Origin of the sequence: Streptomyces liliifuscus (assembly GCF_016598615.1) — a bacterium.
Classification (GTDB): Bacteria; Actinomycetota; Actinomycetes; order Streptomycetales; family Streptomycetaceae; genus Streptomyces; species Streptomyces liliifuscus.
Map to the genome: position 1 here is coordinate 1,438,976 of NZ_CP066831.1, position 15,350 is coordinate 1,454,325.

The window sequence follows — 15,350 nt, forward strand, 5'->3', positions numbered from 1 at the left end:
CCTGTGAAACACGGACGGCAGCGCAGGGCCACTCTGTAAAATTCACATGTCCGTACGAGAAGTCCTTGTCAGGCCGCACGCCGAAGATCCGCACGCGGCGCGATGTCGAGAAACAAATCCCCACACACCTGACTCCATCGCGGGACACCGTCCCGGCTCATTCACAGGGATTTCCCTTTTACCCGCGCTCTCCCCCCGAACCGCCAGCAGAATTTTACCCCTCCGCAACCGCACGACGTTTCAAGAATCGCCTCGCCGACACCGGGAGACCGCACTTCGGATCAATCGGTCGAATCGCTCGCGAGAAACCAATCACTCCGGGCCGGCCACGACAATCCGGCCTGGGGCCCGGACGCACCACGACGACTCCCCCACCCCGACTGTGATCTACACCGCAGAGGCAACCCCGCCGCCGACACCGACGTCTTGATCGACAACGAGGTGGCGCGGCGGCGCCGGTGACCCGTCGCCCCAGGACACATGGCCCGGGGTGGAAAACAGGGCACTATACACATCGCGTATACACACCGTGTATACGCGTGCGGAGTCAGGTCCGCCACCGCCTCGTCCGAGCATCGGCAGACCGAAAGGCACGCATGTACGGCAAGGCATTCGCACCCGAGTACCAAGGTGCGCTCACCACCCTGTCCGTGAACTCCTCCCTGGTCGACGTACTGGCCGCGGGCACCGAGCAGTTGCGTGCCGCCGAGCGCGCCGGAGCACGGGGAGAGGTGGCCCGCTCGGGTCTCGCGGTCGCGGAGGCGCACCGGCGGCTCGGGCAGGTGGGTGACGCCGACCGTGCGTGGAAGGCGAGTTACCGTGCGGCCCGGGAGGCCGGGGACACCGCCGCGATGGCATGGGCCCTGTGGAGCGGCGGCACGCTGGCACGCCAGCGGGGCGCGTTCCCTCTCGCCTGGCGGCTGCTGGGGCTCGCGGCCGAGTTCGGCGAGCGCGGCGGCGACATCGTCGTGCGCGGCTACTCGCTGGCCGGGATGGCGGAGACGGGACGCATCCAGGGCGACTACGAGGCGGTCGGCGCGCTGCACGAGCAACTCCTGGCCGAGGCACGCAAGCGCGGCGAGGCGCGGCACACCGTGTGGGCCCTGGAGGGCATCGCGCAGATACACCGCAACACCGGCTCGTACGACACGGCGTACGCGATGTTCGAGGAGGCCGCGGAGATCGCCGGACGGGCCGACGATCGGCGCGGCCACGCGTGGGCGCTGCGCGGCCTGGCCGACATCGTGTCCGTCCGCGACGGGGATGCCGGGCGCGCGCTCGACCTGCTCGCCGAGGCCGAGGTGACCTGCCGGGAGATGAACCTGTCGAGCGCGCTGGCCTACAACCACAAGATGCGCGGCAACGTCCTCTACCGGGCCGGGCGTTACGCGGAGGCCCGGGACGTCTACACCCGGGCACTGGCGGAGTTCCGCGCGATGAGCGAGCCCCGCGGGGAGGCGCTGTCCCGGCTCGGCCTCGCCAAGTCCCTGGCCCACCTGGGCCACGACCTCGCGGACACGGCGGCCGAACTGGCCGACCTGGCCCAGGTATTGGAACGCATCGGGCTGCGGCACGCACGGCAGATGGTGGCTCGCGCGCAGGCAGAGTTGGGCATCGTGGCGGATACGGCCGCCGACGCGGGTGCGAACGTTCGGGCGGCCACAATGCCGGACGCGGGCGCCCTGACCGGCAACGAGACGAGCGCGCACTCCTCCGACCCGGTGGCGGCAGGCACGGACAGCCCGGCCACCCCCACGCCGACTCCCGGCACGCCGGCCGCCACTGCCCCTGTCACTGCCACCGCCACCGCCACCGCCACCGCCACCGAAGTAGATGCGGCTGCGACAGCGACAGCGGCCGACACCCCAGCAACCACCCTCGCAAGCAAGGAGGTTCAGCGATGACAGTGACGACCTCCGCGCCGCATCCGCCCCTCCCCACCACGACCGATGCCGATCGCGCCGTTCAACTCCTCGACCGCAGCCGGGCGTTGGTGCGCCCCGCGCTGACCGAGGCGGTAGGTCGGCTGCACCCGTGGGTGGGCGAGATGGCGGCGTACTCCTTCGGCTGGCGCGAGGTCAGTGGCGCGCCCGCCGCGCCAGGCACCGCGGCGGGCGGCAAGGGGCTGCGGCAGGCCCTTGCCGTCCTGGGCGCGAAGGCGGCCGGGGCACCCGCGGGCGCGGGAGTGAGCGCGGCCGTCGCGGTGGAACTGGTGCACACCTTCTCGCTGCTCCACGACGACATCATGGACGGCGACGCGACCCGGCGGGGCCGCCCCACGGTCTGGAAGGCGTACGGCACCGGCCCTGCCGTCCTCGCGGGGGACGCGCTGTTCGCCCTCGCCGTGGAGACCTTGGCCTCGGCGCCCGGCAACGACATCCCATCGGCTGTCCGCCACCTGTCCACCGCGCTCAACGACCTCGTCAGCGGTCAGGCCGACGACCTGCTCTTCGAGTCGCGTCCCTGGACGGGTCCGGAAGCCGTCGGCCCCGACGAATACCGGGCGATGGCCGAGAACAAGACCGGCGCGCTGCTGGGCTGTGCCGCCGCCCTGGGCGCCGTAGTCGCCGGGGCTCCGGCGACTACGGTCACCGCGCTCGACCGCGCGGGCCGTCATCTCGGCGTGGCCTTCCAGGTGATCGACGACCTCCTGGGCATCTGGGGCGACCCCGCCGTCACGGGCAAGCCGGTCCACGCGGACCTGCGTCGGCGCAAGAAGACGTTCCCGGTTCTGGCGTCTCTCGACACCCCGGCCGCCGCCCGCCCGCTCGCCCGTCTCCTGGGGGGCGCCGAAGAGCTCGACGACACGACCGCCCGCCGGGCCGCCGCCGTGATCGAGGAGGCCGGCGGCCGGAGCGCCGCGCTGGCGGAGGCCCACCGTCACATCGCCCACGTCCACGCGTGCCTCGACAGCCTCCCCACGGCTTCGCACGCGGCCGACGATCTTCGTGCGCTGCTGGCTTTCCTCGTACGTCGCGAGATGTGACCAACTCCTTTGTCACACGGGCCCCTTGACGCCGTAGAAAGCCCTTGCCAAACTCACCGCCCGCCATAGAAAACGCTTGCTGCGACTCATTCGCGCGGGCGGCGGACCCCCACACAGGAGAAGAAGACGAGATGGGACGCAGAGCCGCACCTCACCTCATCCGCAAGACCGCCACGGCCACCACGGCCACCACGGCCACCACGGCCACCCAACCCCCCACACCCGCCGGAGCCCGCAGGAGGCGGGCCGGCGTCACCGTCGCGTGCGCGACCGCCCTCCTCACCGGAGCAGCCCTGCTCACGGCCCCCGCGAGCGCGGCCCCGCAACAGGCGGCGGCAGCGTGCGGCGAGGGCTCGTACCAGGCCGAGGCCGTGCTGAACGGCAGCACCTGGACCGCCCGGCGGGGCAGCAGTGTCACGTACACCGGAACCGACATGCGGGCCGCGATGCAGGCGGCAGTCAACAGCCTTACGGCGGGCCGTACTTCGAAGGAACGGGTGGTGGTGCGCGGCTCGGGCGCCATCGGCGCGGGTTCCCGGGTCTCCCTGCCGAGCTACACCGTGCTCGACGTCTGCGGCACCATCAATGTCACCGGTTCGGGCTCCGGCGACCAGGCCCCGGTCTACGCACGCGGCGCCCGGGACATCGAGGTCCAGCATCTGAACCTCACCGGCACCCCGCTGTACGGCATCTTCATGCGCAACGTCACCAACGTCGTACTCGGCCAGATCGACATGCGCCTCTCCCGCGGTCTCGGCGTACGCATCGACAACCGCGGCGACACCAGCCAGTGGACACGCAACGTCCGGATCGACAACGTGTACGTCTCCGGGGCGAGCAGCCACGCCGTGGAGACGTACGGGGTCGACGGCCTCACCATCGGTACGGTCACCGCGCGCAACGTTGGCGAGTCCGGTCTGCTGCTGAACCAGACCATCAACGCGACGGTCGCGAAGGTCGACGCGGACGGCGCGGGTGCCGGTACGGGGTACGCGGCCTTCCGCATGGCCAACCGCAACGGCCGGATCGGCAGCGGCTACCCGACCAACGTGCGGGTCGGCGAGGTCGTCTCGCGCGGCGGCGGCAGGGGCGTCTTCTGCGTCTCCGAGAGCGGCGGCGCGACCATCGACCGGGTGACCATCTCCAACACCGGCAACAACGCGATCCTGATCGAGAACTGCTACAACGTGAACCTCGCCGCCCAGAGCGGCAGTGTCACGGGCGGCGGTGAGATCCGGCTGGCCGCCCGCTCGGAGTTCCCGAACAACTCGGACATCACCGTCCAGAATCTGAGGGTGACCAACTCCTCGATCCGGGAGAGCCCTTGCGGTGACAACACCACGTTCCGCAACAACACCCTGGTCAACAGCACCCAGACCATCTGCTGAGGTCCGCCAGGGGTCGGTAGGGCAGTCAGTACGGCAGGAGTCGGCCCGAGGGGGTCCTGCGATCGATCGTCGTGTCGCGCGCGGTGGTCGTGCGGCGGGTGGGACGGATGCGGATCCGGCGGTTCATGGCGGCCTCCTCATTCCTGGTGCCACCAGCCTCCGCGCCACCGCGGCCCCGCACATCGTGCCCGTGGAGGCCTTCGCCCTGGTCCCGTGGTGTCAGTCGCCGGGGGCGAGGTACTCCCGAGGAAGGACGTGGGCCCCTACACCCGCCCTCTCACCTGCGTACGGCCGTCAGGGGCGGCGCGGCTCCGGACCCCAGTAGGACGGGCCTCCGCCGCGCCATTCGATGAGCGGCGACACCGCGACCTCGTTCTCGTCGAACTCCAGGCCCGCGCGGCGCAGGAACTCGACGACGTCCGGGAGGTTCATGGCGACGCCGATCGACTCGCCGTGGACCGTCACGCGCCGCCCGCCCTCCTCCTGCGGCGGGTGCACGACCACTACGGGATGTTCCGACATGCCCTCAGCCTCACCCGGACCGCCCCGGCGCGCATCCGGGGGCCGCAATCGCTTCGCCGAGAACGACGTCGGCGTGCGCCTCCCCACGAGACGCACGCCGACGGGCCGGGCCGTTCGGTACTCGACGGCTCTACTCGAAGGCCCCGACCAGTCCCATGGCGGGGGCCGCGAGGTCGGTCACCTGGTGGAGCTGCTCCAGCTGGTAGAGGCCGTTCAGCTCGTTGAGCTTGTCGAGCTGGTCGGAGACCCTCGGCATCTGGGCCTTGTGCTCCGCGGGAAGGTCGCTCACGGCGAGCGAGTCGAGCATCGCGATGGGGTTCACCTTTCCCGTCTCCGGGGTGGTGGCAGCGGTCGCGGACGGTACGGCAAGGCCCGTGACGCCGACGGCGAGGCCAACGGCGGCGACGATACGTCGTGTTGAGATCATGCCTTCAGCAACGGTGGCGGGCCGCCCACGGACACGGCCGCACCCGGCTCCTCACCCGACAGGCTCATCGGCCCGGCTGCGCTTGCCGTGGCCGCCGTGCCGGAGGAGTCTCGGAGGGAGAGGCCCTCAACGGTCCGCTCCACGGCGGGCCGCGGTCTTCGCCAGTGGTCCACAAGGAGGTCCATCATGGGCACTGCGGCAAGCCCCGGCTTCGACACCGAAGCGCTGCGCCGGGGTATCGAAGGCCAGAACGCGTCGGCGCTCCTGTCGCTGTACGCGGACGACGCGGAAATGCGCGTCGTCGACCGCAACACCCAGCCCAGCCACCCCAAGGTCATGCACGGCCGCGAGCAGATCCGCGAGATGCTCGTCGACGTCTACAGCCGCGACATGACACACAAGTTGGAACAGTGTGTGATCCAGGGCGACCAAGTCGCCTTCACCGAGTCCTGTCAGTACGCGGACGGCACCAGGGTGCTCGCGAACTCGATGATGTCGCTGCGCGACGGCAAGATCGTCGACCAGGTGGTGCTGCAGGCATGGGACGACCCAGAGCAGTAAGGGGTATGCCGGGGGTCCGGATCACGACCCGTCTGACCTGGACCTTTTCGGCTCGGACGCGTCCGGGGCGGCCTCTGCGGCCTCGACCAGCTTCCGGAGCAGGTCGGCGAGTGTCCGCTTCTCTCCTTCTGACAGCACTGAGAGCAGCGCGTTCTCGCCATGTTCTTCGGAGGCCGCGTGCCGCTCGAACGCGTCGTATCCCGCCGGGGTGAGCCGTACGTGGACCCGGCGGCGGTCTGCCGCGTCGTGCGTACGCGTGATCAGGCCGGCGTCCTCCAGCGGGCCGAGCCGTGCCGACAGCGCGCCCCGGGTCAGGCCGAGCAGCTCGGCGAGCCGTGACGGGCTCGTCTCGTAGGGCGGGCCGAGCCTGCGCAGGGTGAGCAGCACCTTGAACTGCCAGTGTCTGAGCCCGTCGGAGGCCAGGGTGTCCCGGCGGGCCTGCGCCGCGTGCCGTGCCAGGATGCCGAGCCGCGCGAAGATCGCCTCCTTGACCGGGTCCATCCAGTCGAGCTCCTTCGACCAGAGCGCGACGTGCCGGTCGACCGAATCGCCCACCGATCCCCTCCTGACGTCCGGACGGCTGCCCGATAGTTTTCTTGTGGATAGTTTTTCTGATTACTACCTTCCTCGCCATGACAAAAATGACGAGCACGCCCCACGCCGTCCTTCCGGTGGACGTCGTCGTCGCGGCGGCGCGTGAACTGGCCCGGGCCGGACGGTGGCCGAGCGCCCTGGACCTCCTCGACGGGGCGGTCACGGCCCAGCCGCACCACCGCGCGGCCATCGCTCTCGCCGGGGCGGAGGTCGCTCTTGAGCACGACTGGTTCGGCGGTACGGACACGGTGGCCGCGCGGATCACCGCCGCGGACAGGGTCTTATCCGAACTCACCGAGCCGGTCGGCCTCTGGGACCTGGACTTCGTACGGCTGCGGCACACGTACTTCCGGCTGCTCCGCGGTGACGGCACGTTCCGGTTCGGGCCGGCGGGCAAGGATCCCGACGAGCTGGCGGAGCTGCGGCGGTGTGCGCTGGAGCTGTGCGAGCGGGCGGCCGACGACGTGCGCCGGGGCTGGGCGCGGATGTACCTCGGGCTGATCGTCGACAACCTCTTCGCCGAGCGGGACGCGGCCCCCGCTCACTACGAACTCGCCCTGAGCGCCGGGGAGTCGGGCGACGACCTGCTCACCCGTGAGGCGCTTCGGCATCTCGGCGACCACGATCACGACGACCTGGACCACGCGCGGGCACGGGAGCGCTGGACCCGGGCGACCGCTCTCGGCGCCCGGGCGGGGAACGTCCCCGGCACGCTCTCCCAGCTGCTGCTCCTGGCGGTGCTGGCCCGCGACCGCGGCGACGAGGCGGGCGCCGCGGCCCTCGCGACCGAGGTGGCACGCTGGGCGGGAGCGATCGGGGCCGTACGCATCGAGGCCCAGGCGACCGGTTTCCTGGCGGGCGTGGACCCGACGGCCGGACCGGAGGAGGATTCCTGACCGTCGGCGGAGCCCCCTCACGGGCGCGGGGAACCGCGCGACCAGCCACCGACCGCCCGCAGACGGGAACCGCACCCCGCCGGAGCGTAGTGTGGTGGCAGGCCGTGACTGGCGCTGAGGTGGAGTACCACCGGGGAGCGGCCCGACGCACACGTCTTCGCCGCGCGCCTGGGCATCATCTACGACGCTCAGGAGTGGCTCATGTCCCAGGCCCGGCTGATGGACGGCACCGGTCTCGCCCGGCGGATCGTCGAGGAGACGGCCAAGCGGGCGGCCGACCTCACCGAACGCACGGGGGTGGCACCCTGTCTGGCCACCGTGCTCGTGGGCGAGGACCCCGCCTCCGTCACGTACGTACGCATGAAGCAGAACCGTTCCCGCAAGGCGGGTATCGAGTCGCGGCACGTGGCTCTGCCCGCCGGGACCACGACGAACGAGCTGATCGGCACGCTCACCGCGCTGTCCGCCGACCCCACTGTGCACGGCATCCTGTTGCAGCACCCGATGGGTCACCACATCGACGAGCGCGCGGCGTTCGAGGCGATCGCCCCGGAGAAGGACGTCGACGGGGTCACTCTGGCGTCGTTCTCCGCGATGAGCTTCGGGCTGCCGGGCTTCGCGTCGTGCACGCCCGGCGGAATCATGCGGCTCCTGGACGAGTACGACGTCGATCCGGCCGGCAAGCGGGCCGTCGTGGTCGGCCGCAGCGCAATCCTCGGCAAGCCGGTGGGGATGCTGCTGCTCGGCCGCAACGCCACGGTGACGTACTGCCACTCGCGTACGACCGACCTGTCGGCGGTCGTTCGGGAGGCGGACATCGTGGTGGCCGCGGTGGGGCGGCCCCGGCTGATCCGCGGCGAGGACATCAAGCCGGGCGCGGTCGTCGTCGACGCCGGTTACAACCCCGGCAACATCGGCGACGTCGACTTCGACGGCGCACGGGAGCGGGCCTCGCTGATCACTCCCGTGCCGGGCGGCGTCGGTCCGATGACGATCGCCACGCTGCTGGCCCAGACCGTCGAGGCGGCCACGCGGCAGACCGGCGTCTGATCAGCGCATCCACGCGCTGTAGTCCACGACGTCACCCGCCCCGAGTCCGTACTCGGGCTCGGCGACCGAGGCGGTGCTCTCCAGGCCGAGGACGGCACCGGTGGCCGGATCCATGATCAGCATCCGGTGGTAGCCGGTGCCGTCGTACACGTACGCCTGACCGTGCCGGCCGAGGCGATCGGTCACCTGGCCGACGGGCCGCAGTCCGTCGGCGTCCGCGAGGAGCCGGGCGAGGGCCGCGACCTCACGGGTGCCGAGGGTCCAGGTGTCGAGCAACAGCCGTGTGGCGTCGAGCAGTTCGCGTGTGGTCAGGGGGGTGTCGATGTGCTGCGCCTCCTGCAGATAGGCGCGCAGCCGCTCGGCGTCGTGCGGGGGCGGCGACTCGGGCGGGGCGTCGCTCCAACTCGGCGGGAAGGTCTGCGCGCTGATGACGTGACCGTCGTCGACGAGGCGCGAGTCGCCGTCCTCGTCGGAGAGGACCGGCCGGCCCGGGTGCCGCGGGTCGGTCGCGACGACGAGTTCCGTGTGGCTGTCGTCCGCGTTCCAGCGCACGACGCGCTCCACGGGGAGCGTGATCGGAGGCTTGTCCTCCGACATGCCCATGCTCCACGACTGCACATGCGTGCCCTTGCGCAGCCCGGACGAACCGTCCGCCGCGGCCGCGTCGGCCCGCTCGGCCAGCCGGTCCAGCGGTACGGGGGTGGAGTCGGCCCGGACGACCAGCGGGCGCGGCGCGGCCACCGCGGGGGTGGTGCTCGGGCCCGCGAGGAGGAGCGCGAGGGAGGTCACGGCGACGGCCGCGGTCGTCGCGAGGGCCCACACCAGACGCGTACGGCGGGGGCGGGGGCCGCGCAGCAGTCGGCCGAGGCTGCCACGGCCGGGCAGGAAACGGCCCCGCTTCGAACGCTCGTCGGCCGCCGGGCCCACGAGCTGGTTGAGGCGGCGCTCGGCCTCGTGGCCAAGGGATCCGTCGCCGAAGCGGGCGTCGTCGGACGGCACCGGGTTGGCGCGACGCAGCAGTTCGAGTTCGTCAGCCATGGCGCTGCTCCTTCGGGATGTCGCGGCGAGGCGTGGTGGGACCGGCGGCCACGGTGGTCCGCATGCTGTCGATCTCGGCTCTGAGCCGGCGGCGGGCGCGGTGCAGCCGCATCGCCGCCGCCCTGCTGCCACAGCCGAGGGCCACGGCGACCTCGTCGATGCCGAGTTCCTCCCAGGTGGTGAGCCGCAGAACCTCCTGATCGGCGGGGGCAAGCCGGGCCAGCGCGTCGTGCACCCAGGCGCCGGGCTGTTCCGAGTCGGGGCTGTCCACGATCTGTCGGCCGTGCGCGGTCTCGTCGTGTCCGAGCTTGTCGACGAGTCGCCGGCGGCGTCCGTAGCCGCGTACCGCGTTGGACAGGCAGTTGCGTGCCACGCCGTACAGCCAGGGAAGAGGGGAGGCGGGCAGGTCGGACCGGCGCCGCCAGGCGACGGTGAAGACCTCCGCCACCACTTCCTCGACTTCGCTCGTCCGGCCGTCCAGTCGCCGCGCAACGTACCGGCTGACCGCCCAGTAGTGCTCGCGATAGGCAGCGGCGAAGGTCTCGTCGTTGCTCATGTTCCGTAGGTGTCCGGCAGTCCCTCGATCGTCACACCCGCATGCGGTGATCCTTGTCGCTCGGCTCCAGTGTGACGCCGGGACGGGCCGCGGACACAGGCGGGGTATGGAGAGCAACACTGTCACCGCGGCGCTCGCGCCCCCGCGTGCGGGCCGCCGCCCGGGCCTCGCCGCCGTCCGCTGGCTGACCACCACGGACCACAAGACGATCGGTACGTTGTACCTGGTCACGTCGTTCGCGTTCTTCTGCATCGGCGGCGTGATGGCGCTGTTCATGCGCGCCGAACTGGCCCGTCCCGGCACGCAGATCATGTCGAACGAGCAGTTCAACCAGGCGTTCACGATGCACGGCACGATCATGCTGCTGATGTTCGCGACACCGCTGTTCGCCGGCTTCACCAACTGGATCATGCCGCTGCAGATCGGCGCGCCCGACGTGGCGTTCCCGCGGCTGAACATGTTCGCCTACTGGCTGTACCTGTTCGGCTCGCTGATCGCGGTCGGCGGTTTCCTCACCCCGCAGGGCGCGGCCGACTTCGGCTGGTTCGCCTACAGCCCGCTCTCGGACGCGGTCCGCTCGCCGGGCATCGGCGCCGACATGTGGATCATGGGCCTGGCGTTCTCCGGCTTCGGCACCATCCTGGGCGCGGTCAACTTCATCACCACCATCATCTGCATGCGCGCCCCGGGCATGACCATGTTCCGCATGCCGATCTTCGTGTGGAACGTGCTGCTCACCGCGGTCCTCGTGCTGCTCGCCTTCCCCGTCCTCGCGGCCGCGCTGTTCGCGCTGGAGGCGGATCGGAAATTCGGCGCACACATCTTCGATGCCGCCAACGGCGGAGCCCTGTTGTGGCAGCACCTGTTCTGGTTCTTCGGGCATCCAGAGGTGTACATCATCGCGCTGCCGTTCTTCGGCATCATCAGCGAGGTCATCCCGGTCTTCTCCCGCAAGCCGATGTTCGGCTACATGGGCCTGATCGGCGCGACCATCGCGATCGCGGGTCTGTCGGTGACGGTGTGGGCGCACCACATGTACGTCACCGGCGGCGTACTCCTGCCGTTCTTCTCCTTCATGACGTTCCTCATCGCCGTGCCGACGGGTGTGAAGTTCTTCAACTGGATCGGCACCATGTGGAAGGGGTCGTTGAGTTTCGAGACCCCGATGCTGTGGGCGACGGGCTTCCTGATCACCTTCACCTTCGGTGGTCTGACCGGTGTCATCCTGGCCTCGCCGCCGATGGACTTCCACGTCTCGGACTCCTACTTCGTGGTGGCGCACTTCCACTACGTGGTGTTCGGCACGGTGGTGTTCGCGATGTTCTCCGGCTTCCACTTCTGGTGGCCGAAGTTCACCGGCAAGATGCTCGACGAACGCCTCGGCAAGATCACCTTCTGGACGCTGTTCATCGGCTTCCACGGCACCTTCCTCGTCCAGCACTGGCTGGGCACGAACGGAATGCAGCGCCGGATTCCCGACTATCTGGCCGTGGAAGGACTGACGGTCCTCAATACGGTGTCCAGCATCTTCTCCTTCGTGCTCGGTCTGTCCCTGCTGCCGTTCTTCTACAACGTGTGGAAGACGGCGAAATACGGCGAGAAGGTCGAGGCCGACGATCCGTGGGGTTACGGCCGTTCGCTGGAGTGGGCGACCTCCTGCCCGCCGCCGCGGCACAACTTCGTCGTCCTGCCGCGGATCCGTTCCGAGTCCCCGGCGTTCGACCTGCACCATCCCGAAATCCGTGCCGTGGCAGGGCAGTTGCCTGCGCCGGAGAGGGTTCTGCGGTGACGGCGATGGACGAACGGCCTGTCGATGCGGGTGCGTTGATCAACGAGTTGGAGGGTCATCTTCTGATCGAGGCCACCCGGGGTGAGGGGCGGGCCGAAGCGGGCCGGTTCACCCGGCAGTTCGGGTGGCTCACCGACAGTCAGCGGGTCGAGATCGAGGAGAGGTTCGCGGAGGCGTACGTGGCGCTTGCGGGGGTTTCGTGGCGGCGGACGGTTCAGCGGGGCGCTGAGTTGCGGGGTGAGTATGAGGGGGCGTATCGGGTGTTGCGTCGGCGGCTGGTTGCGGGGTGGTTGGTCGGGATGGGGCTCCTCAGCGCGGTCGGCGTTGTGGTCCTCTCTCTCGTCCGGCCATGACGTGGTGAGTGTTCCGCTCGGCGAGAGGGTCGTTCGACAACTGCGGGCCGACTGTGGCTGGTCGAGCGGTTCCCCGCGCCCCTTGAGGGCGGGCCGCGTCGTAGCGCGCGGGGCTCACCTGAACTGGTCCGCCAGGAAGTCCTCCCAAGTCCGCTTGCCCACGGTGGTGTTCGTGAAGGAGAGGTTGTCGCCCGCCCGGTACGCGCGGCCCGCCTTTCCCGGCATGTGGACGGGGAGCAGGAGGCGGCGCTTGCCTTGGGTCTTCAGGTAGGTGGTGAGGAGGTCGGTCAGGGTGTGGACCGTCGGGCCGGTCAGGTCGGGGACCAGGCCGGCCGGCTTGGCGAGGGTGAGTTCCACCAGTCGGGCGGCCACGTCGCGGGAGTCGACCGGCTGGAAGCGGAGTCCGCCCGGGACCGGGATCACGGGCAGCTTCGCCATCCCCTGCGCCATCTTCAGGACCAGGTCGTGGAACTGGGCGGCCCGCAGTGTCGTCCACGGGAGGCCGGAGTCGGCAACGGCGCGCTCGGCGCCCAGCTTGGCCCGGAAGTAGCCGAGCGGGATCGCGTCCGCGCCGGTGACAGAGATGTACACCAGGTGCCGTACCCCGGCGCGTGATGCGGCCCGCACGAGGTTGCGGGTCGCCTCGTCGTCGCCCTTGGGACCGCCCGCCAGGTGGAGGACGGTCTCGACTCCGGCCAGCGCGGCCTCGATGCCCTCGCCCTTGAGGAGGTCGGCGGTCACGTACTCGACGCCTTCCTCGGATGCGCGGCCGTGCCTGCTGAGGACCCGCACGTCGTGGCCGGCCTCACGCAGGAGGGGGACGACGTGGCTGCCCAGGGTGCCCGTACCGCCGGTGACCAGGATGGGAGTGGTCATGGTTCCTCCGTAAATCGCTCGGCCCGGGAGTCCGGCTCCCGGTACCTTCGGCTGGGTTTTTGTGGATCTACTGCCATGACCCCGGCCGACGAAGGAATGTGACACGTTGAACGAGCTCGACTGGCTGACCGAGGGTTTCGAGGAGCACCGGCCCCGTCTGCACGCGATGGCGTACCGGATGCTCGGTTCCGCGAGTGAGGCCGACGACGCTCTTCAGGACGCCTGGCTGCGGGTCGGTCGCGCCGACACCGACGACGTGGAGAACCTCGGCGGGTGGCTGACGACGGTGGTGGCGCGGGTGTGCCTCAACCTGCTGCGTTCGCGGGAACACCGGCGTGAGGAGTCGCTCGAAGCGCAGGAACCCGTCCCGGCCCTCGGTCGGGACGACGGACGCGATCCCGAGGAGGAGGCGCTGCTGGCCGACTCGGTCGGGGTGGCCCTGCTGGTCGTGCTGGACACGTTGTCCCCGGCCGAGCGGCTCTCCTTCGTCCTGCACGACATGTTCGCCGTGCCCTTCGACGAGATCGGCCCGATGCTGGAGCGTTCCCCGGCCGCCGTCCGACAGCTCGCGAGCCGTGCCAGGCGCCGGGTCAAGGGGGCCTCACCGCTGCCCGAGGCCGATCTGGCCCGTCGGCGCCGCGTCGTGGACGCCTTCCTGGCCGCCACCCGCGGCGGGAACTTCGACGCGCTGGTCGCCCTGCTCCACCCGGACGTGGTGCTGCACGCCGACAGGTCGGTCATCCCGACACCCGAGCCCGTCGTGGTGAGCGGGGCGCGCACGGTCGCCGAGGGCGCGATGGCCGCCACGGGCCGGGCCCGGTTCACCGGTCCCGCGCTGGTGGACGGCTCGGTCGGACTCGCGATGGCTCCGCACGGGCGGCTCTTCCTGGTGCTCGCCTTCACGATCACGGACGACCTGATCACCAGGATCGACGTCGTCGCGGACCCGGACCGGCTCGACGCCCTGGATCTCGCGGTGCTCGACGACTGACGGCGGTGCGGCGCGTCGGCGTGCGGACCCCATGACTCGTACGGCACGCGCCGCCATACTGGCCGTCGTGCGAGTAGCGATCATGACGGCGGGATCGCGGGGCGACGCCGCGCCGTACACGGGACTTGGGCACGGGCTGGCGCGGGGCGGGCACGAGGTCACCGTGGTGACACACGCGCGCTTCGAACCGCTGGTGGCGGCCGCCGGGGTGGGGTTTCATCCGCTGCCCGTGGATCCGCGGGCCGAACTGGAGTCCGTACGCGGGCTCGCCCTGCATCGCAGTGGCACCGGGATCGGGAAGCTGGCCCGGATGGTCGAGATGGCCCGGGCGCTGGTCGGAAGGATGACCGACGATCTGGTGGCCGCGGCCGGGGCCGCCGATGTGCTGTTGCTGTCCGGTTCGCTGGCGCCCCTCGGTCATACCATCGCCGAGGGGCACGCACTGCCGAGCATGGGTGTCTTTCTCCAACCCCTGGCGCCCACCGGGGAGTTCGCGCCTCCGATGATCGGTACCCGCTCCCTGGGTGCGGCCGGGAACCGGCTCGCCGGACGGGCCGTCAATGTCGCCGTCGAGCGCGTCTTCGCCGACACCACCCGGTCGCTGCGGGCCCGGCTCGGGCTGCCGCCGCTCGGTTCGCGTGCCGCCCGGCGTGCCCGTGAACGGCAGAACTGGCCGGTCCAGCACGGCTTCAGCCCCCTCGTGGTGCCCCGCCCGCGCGACTGGCGGCCCGGGCTGGGCATCGCCGGGTACTGGTGGCCGTACGACGGTGAAGTCCAACTCCCGGGCGGGCTGCGGGACTTCCTGGACGCCGGGGCTCCTCCGGTCTACTTCGGTCTCGGCAGCGCGACCGTGCCGAATCCGGAGCGGCTGGGCGAGGAGGTCGTACGGGCCATGCGCGCGGCCGGGGTGCGCGGTGTCGTGCAGCGGGGCTGGGCCGGTCTGGAGGCCGTCGGGGACGACATGTTCACCGTGGACGAGGTCCCGCACTCGGCGCTCTTCCCTCGGATGGCCGCGGTGATCCATCACGCGGGTGCGGGCACGACCGCGGCCGCGCTGCGGGCCGGGGTGCCGGCCGTGCCCGTGCCGATCCAGTTCGACGAGGCGTTCTGGGCCGCCCGGCTCGTCGCGCTCGGGGTGGCTCCGGAGGCCGTTCCGCTGCGCGGGCTCGGTGCCGGCTCGCTCGGCGGTGCCGTGGCGCGTGCCGTCACCGATCCCGGGTACGCGCGCCGCGCGACGGTGCTGGCCGACCGGCTCCGGGACGAGGACGGGGTGGGTCCCGTCCTCGCCGCCGTGGACCGGCTGGCCGGAGGAAACTGAAGCAC

General features: G+C 70.9%; 15 protein-coding genes, 1 pseudogene and 1 riboswitch. Of the genes and pseudogenes, 10 read left to right on the plus strand and 6 right to left on the minus strand.

Annotation, left to right across the window (positions count from 1 at the left end; translation table 11 throughout):
• Positions 1–596: 596 nt before the first annotated feature.
• The 3 genes and pseudogenes from JEQ17_RS06250 to JEQ17_RS06260 all read left to right on the plus strand — a co-directional run.
• Positions 597–1,625, plus strand: a pseudogene (locus JEQ17_RS06250) (tetratricopeptide repeat protein); the annotation flags it as partial.
• Between the two features lie 275 nt (positions 1,626–1,900).
• Positions 1,901–2,986 carry a polyprenyl synthetase family protein gene (locus tag JEQ17_RS06255; protein ID WP_200394269.1) on the plus strand — a complete coding sequence of 362 codons (1,086 nt, stop codon included), beginning with the start codon at positions 1,901–1,903 and terminating at the stop codon, positions 2,984–2,986.
• A gap of 131 nt (positions 2,987–3,117) precedes the next feature.
• Positions 3,118–4,374: a hypothetical protein gene (locus tag JEQ17_RS06260; RefSeq protein WP_200394270.1), complete on the plus strand. Its 1,257-nt coding sequence runs from the start codon at positions 3,118–3,120 to the stop codon at positions 4,372–4,374.
• A gap of 294 nt (positions 4,375–4,668) precedes the next feature.
• On the opposite strand, the gene JEQ17_RS06265 is transcribed toward JEQ17_RS06260, so the two are convergent.
• Both JEQ17_RS06265 and JEQ17_RS06270 read right to left on the minus strand, forming a co-directional pair.
• Positions 4,669–4,896 (minus strand): hypothetical protein, encoded by a 228-nt coding sequence (locus tag JEQ17_RS06265; RefSeq protein ID WP_200394271.1) that lies wholly within the window; start codon positions 4,894–4,896, stop codon positions 4,669–4,671.
• Positions 4,897–5,026: 130 nt separating this feature from the next.
• Positions 5,027–5,323 carry a hypothetical protein gene (locus JEQ17_RS06270; RefSeq protein WP_055618292.1) on the minus strand — a complete coding sequence of 99 codons (297 nt, stop codon included), beginning with the start codon at positions 5,321–5,323 and terminating at the stop codon, positions 5,027–5,029.
• Between the two features lie 186 nt (positions 5,324–5,509).
• On the opposite strand from JEQ17_RS06270, the gene JEQ17_RS06275 reads away from it, so the two are divergent.
• Positions 5,510–5,884 carry a nuclear transport factor 2 family protein gene (locus tag JEQ17_RS06275; RefSeq protein WP_200394272.1) on the plus strand — a complete coding sequence of 125 codons (375 nt, stop codon included), beginning with the start codon at positions 5,510–5,512 and terminating at the stop codon, positions 5,882–5,884.
• A 21-nt stretch (positions 5,885–5,905) separates the two neighbouring features.
• Here JEQ17_RS06275 and JEQ17_RS06280 read toward each other — a convergent pair whose 3' ends face one another.
• Entirely contained in the window at positions 5,906–6,439 is a 534-nt protein-coding gene (locus JEQ17_RS06280) for a MarR family winged helix-turn-helix transcriptional regulator (RefSeq protein ID WP_200394273.1), read from the minus strand.
• A gap of 86 nt (positions 6,440–6,525) precedes the next feature.
• Here JEQ17_RS06280 and JEQ17_RS06285 point away from each other — a divergent pair, with 86 nt between their 5' ends.
• Both JEQ17_RS06285 and JEQ17_RS06290 read left to right on the plus strand, forming a co-directional pair.
• Entirely contained in the window at positions 6,526–7,374 is an 849-nt protein-coding gene (locus JEQ17_RS06285; protein ID WP_200394274.1) for a hypothetical protein, read from the plus strand.
• A 94-nt stretch (positions 7,375–7,468) separates the two neighbouring features.
• Positions 7,469–7,555, plus strand: a riboswitch (ZMP/ZTP riboswitch).
• 20 nt (positions 7,556–7,575) lie between these two features.
• Positions 7,576–8,424 carry a bifunctional 5,10-methylenetetrahydrofolate dehydrogenase/5,10-methenyltetrahydrofolate cyclohydrolase gene (locus JEQ17_RS06290; protein ID WP_200394275.1) on the plus strand — a complete coding sequence of 283 codons (849 nt, stop codon included), beginning with the start codon at positions 7,576–7,578 and terminating at the stop codon, positions 8,422–8,424.
• Here JEQ17_RS06290 and JEQ17_RS06295 read toward each other — a convergent pair whose 3' ends face one another.
• Together JEQ17_RS06295 and JEQ17_RS06300 are read right to left on the minus strand one after the other, a co-directional pair.
• Positions 8,425–9,462, minus strand: a complete 1,038-nt coding sequence (locus JEQ17_RS06295; protein ID WP_200394276.1) for a CU044_5270 family protein — start codon at positions 9,460–9,462, stop codon at positions 8,425–8,427. It abuts the gene before it with no gap.
• Positions 9,455–10,018: an RNA polymerase sigma factor gene (locus tag JEQ17_RS06300; protein WP_200394277.1), complete on the minus strand. Its 564-nt coding sequence runs from the start codon at positions 10,016–10,018 to the stop codon at positions 9,455–9,457. The genes JEQ17_RS06295 and JEQ17_RS06300 overlap by 8 nt, the downstream gene beginning before the upstream one ends.
• A 106-nt stretch (positions 10,019–10,124) precedes the next feature.
• On the opposite strand from JEQ17_RS06300, the gene ctaD reads away from it, so the two are divergent.
• Both ctaD and JEQ17_RS06310 read left to right on the plus strand, forming a co-directional pair.
• The gene (gene ctaD, locus JEQ17_RS06305; RefSeq protein ID WP_200394278.1) at positions 10,125–11,807 is read left to right on the plus strand and encodes an aa3-type cytochrome oxidase subunit I; all 1,683 of its coding nucleotides are present in this window, start codon (positions 10,125–10,127) and stop codon (positions 11,805–11,807) included.
• Positions 11,808–11,812: 5 nt separating this feature from the next.
• Positions 11,813–12,160 carry a hypothetical protein gene (locus tag JEQ17_RS06310; protein ID WP_200401334.1) on the plus strand — a complete coding sequence of 116 codons (348 nt, stop codon included), beginning with the start codon at positions 11,813–11,815 and terminating at the stop codon, positions 12,158–12,160.
• Positions 12,161–12,274: 114 nt separating this feature from the next.
• On the opposite strand, the gene JEQ17_RS06315 is transcribed toward JEQ17_RS06310, so the two are convergent.
• On the minus strand, positions 12,275–13,036 hold the full coding sequence (locus tag JEQ17_RS06315) for an SDR family oxidoreductase (RefSeq protein ID WP_200394279.1): 762 nt from the start codon (positions 13,034–13,036) through the stop codon (positions 12,275–12,277).
• A gap of 106 nt (positions 13,037–13,142) precedes the next feature.
• Here JEQ17_RS06315 and JEQ17_RS06320 point away from each other — a divergent pair, with 106 nt between their 5' ends.
• Complete coding sequence (locus JEQ17_RS06320; RefSeq protein ID WP_200394280.1) at positions 13,143–14,027, plus strand: sigma-70 family RNA polymerase sigma factor; 885 nt, start codon at positions 13,143–13,145, stop codon at positions 14,025–14,027.
• Between the two features lie 82 nt (positions 14,028–14,109).
• Entirely contained in the window at positions 14,110–15,345 is a 1,236-nt protein-coding gene (locus JEQ17_RS06325) for a glycosyltransferase (protein ID WP_200401335.1), read from the plus strand.
• Positions 15,346–15,350: the final 5 nt, after the last annotated feature.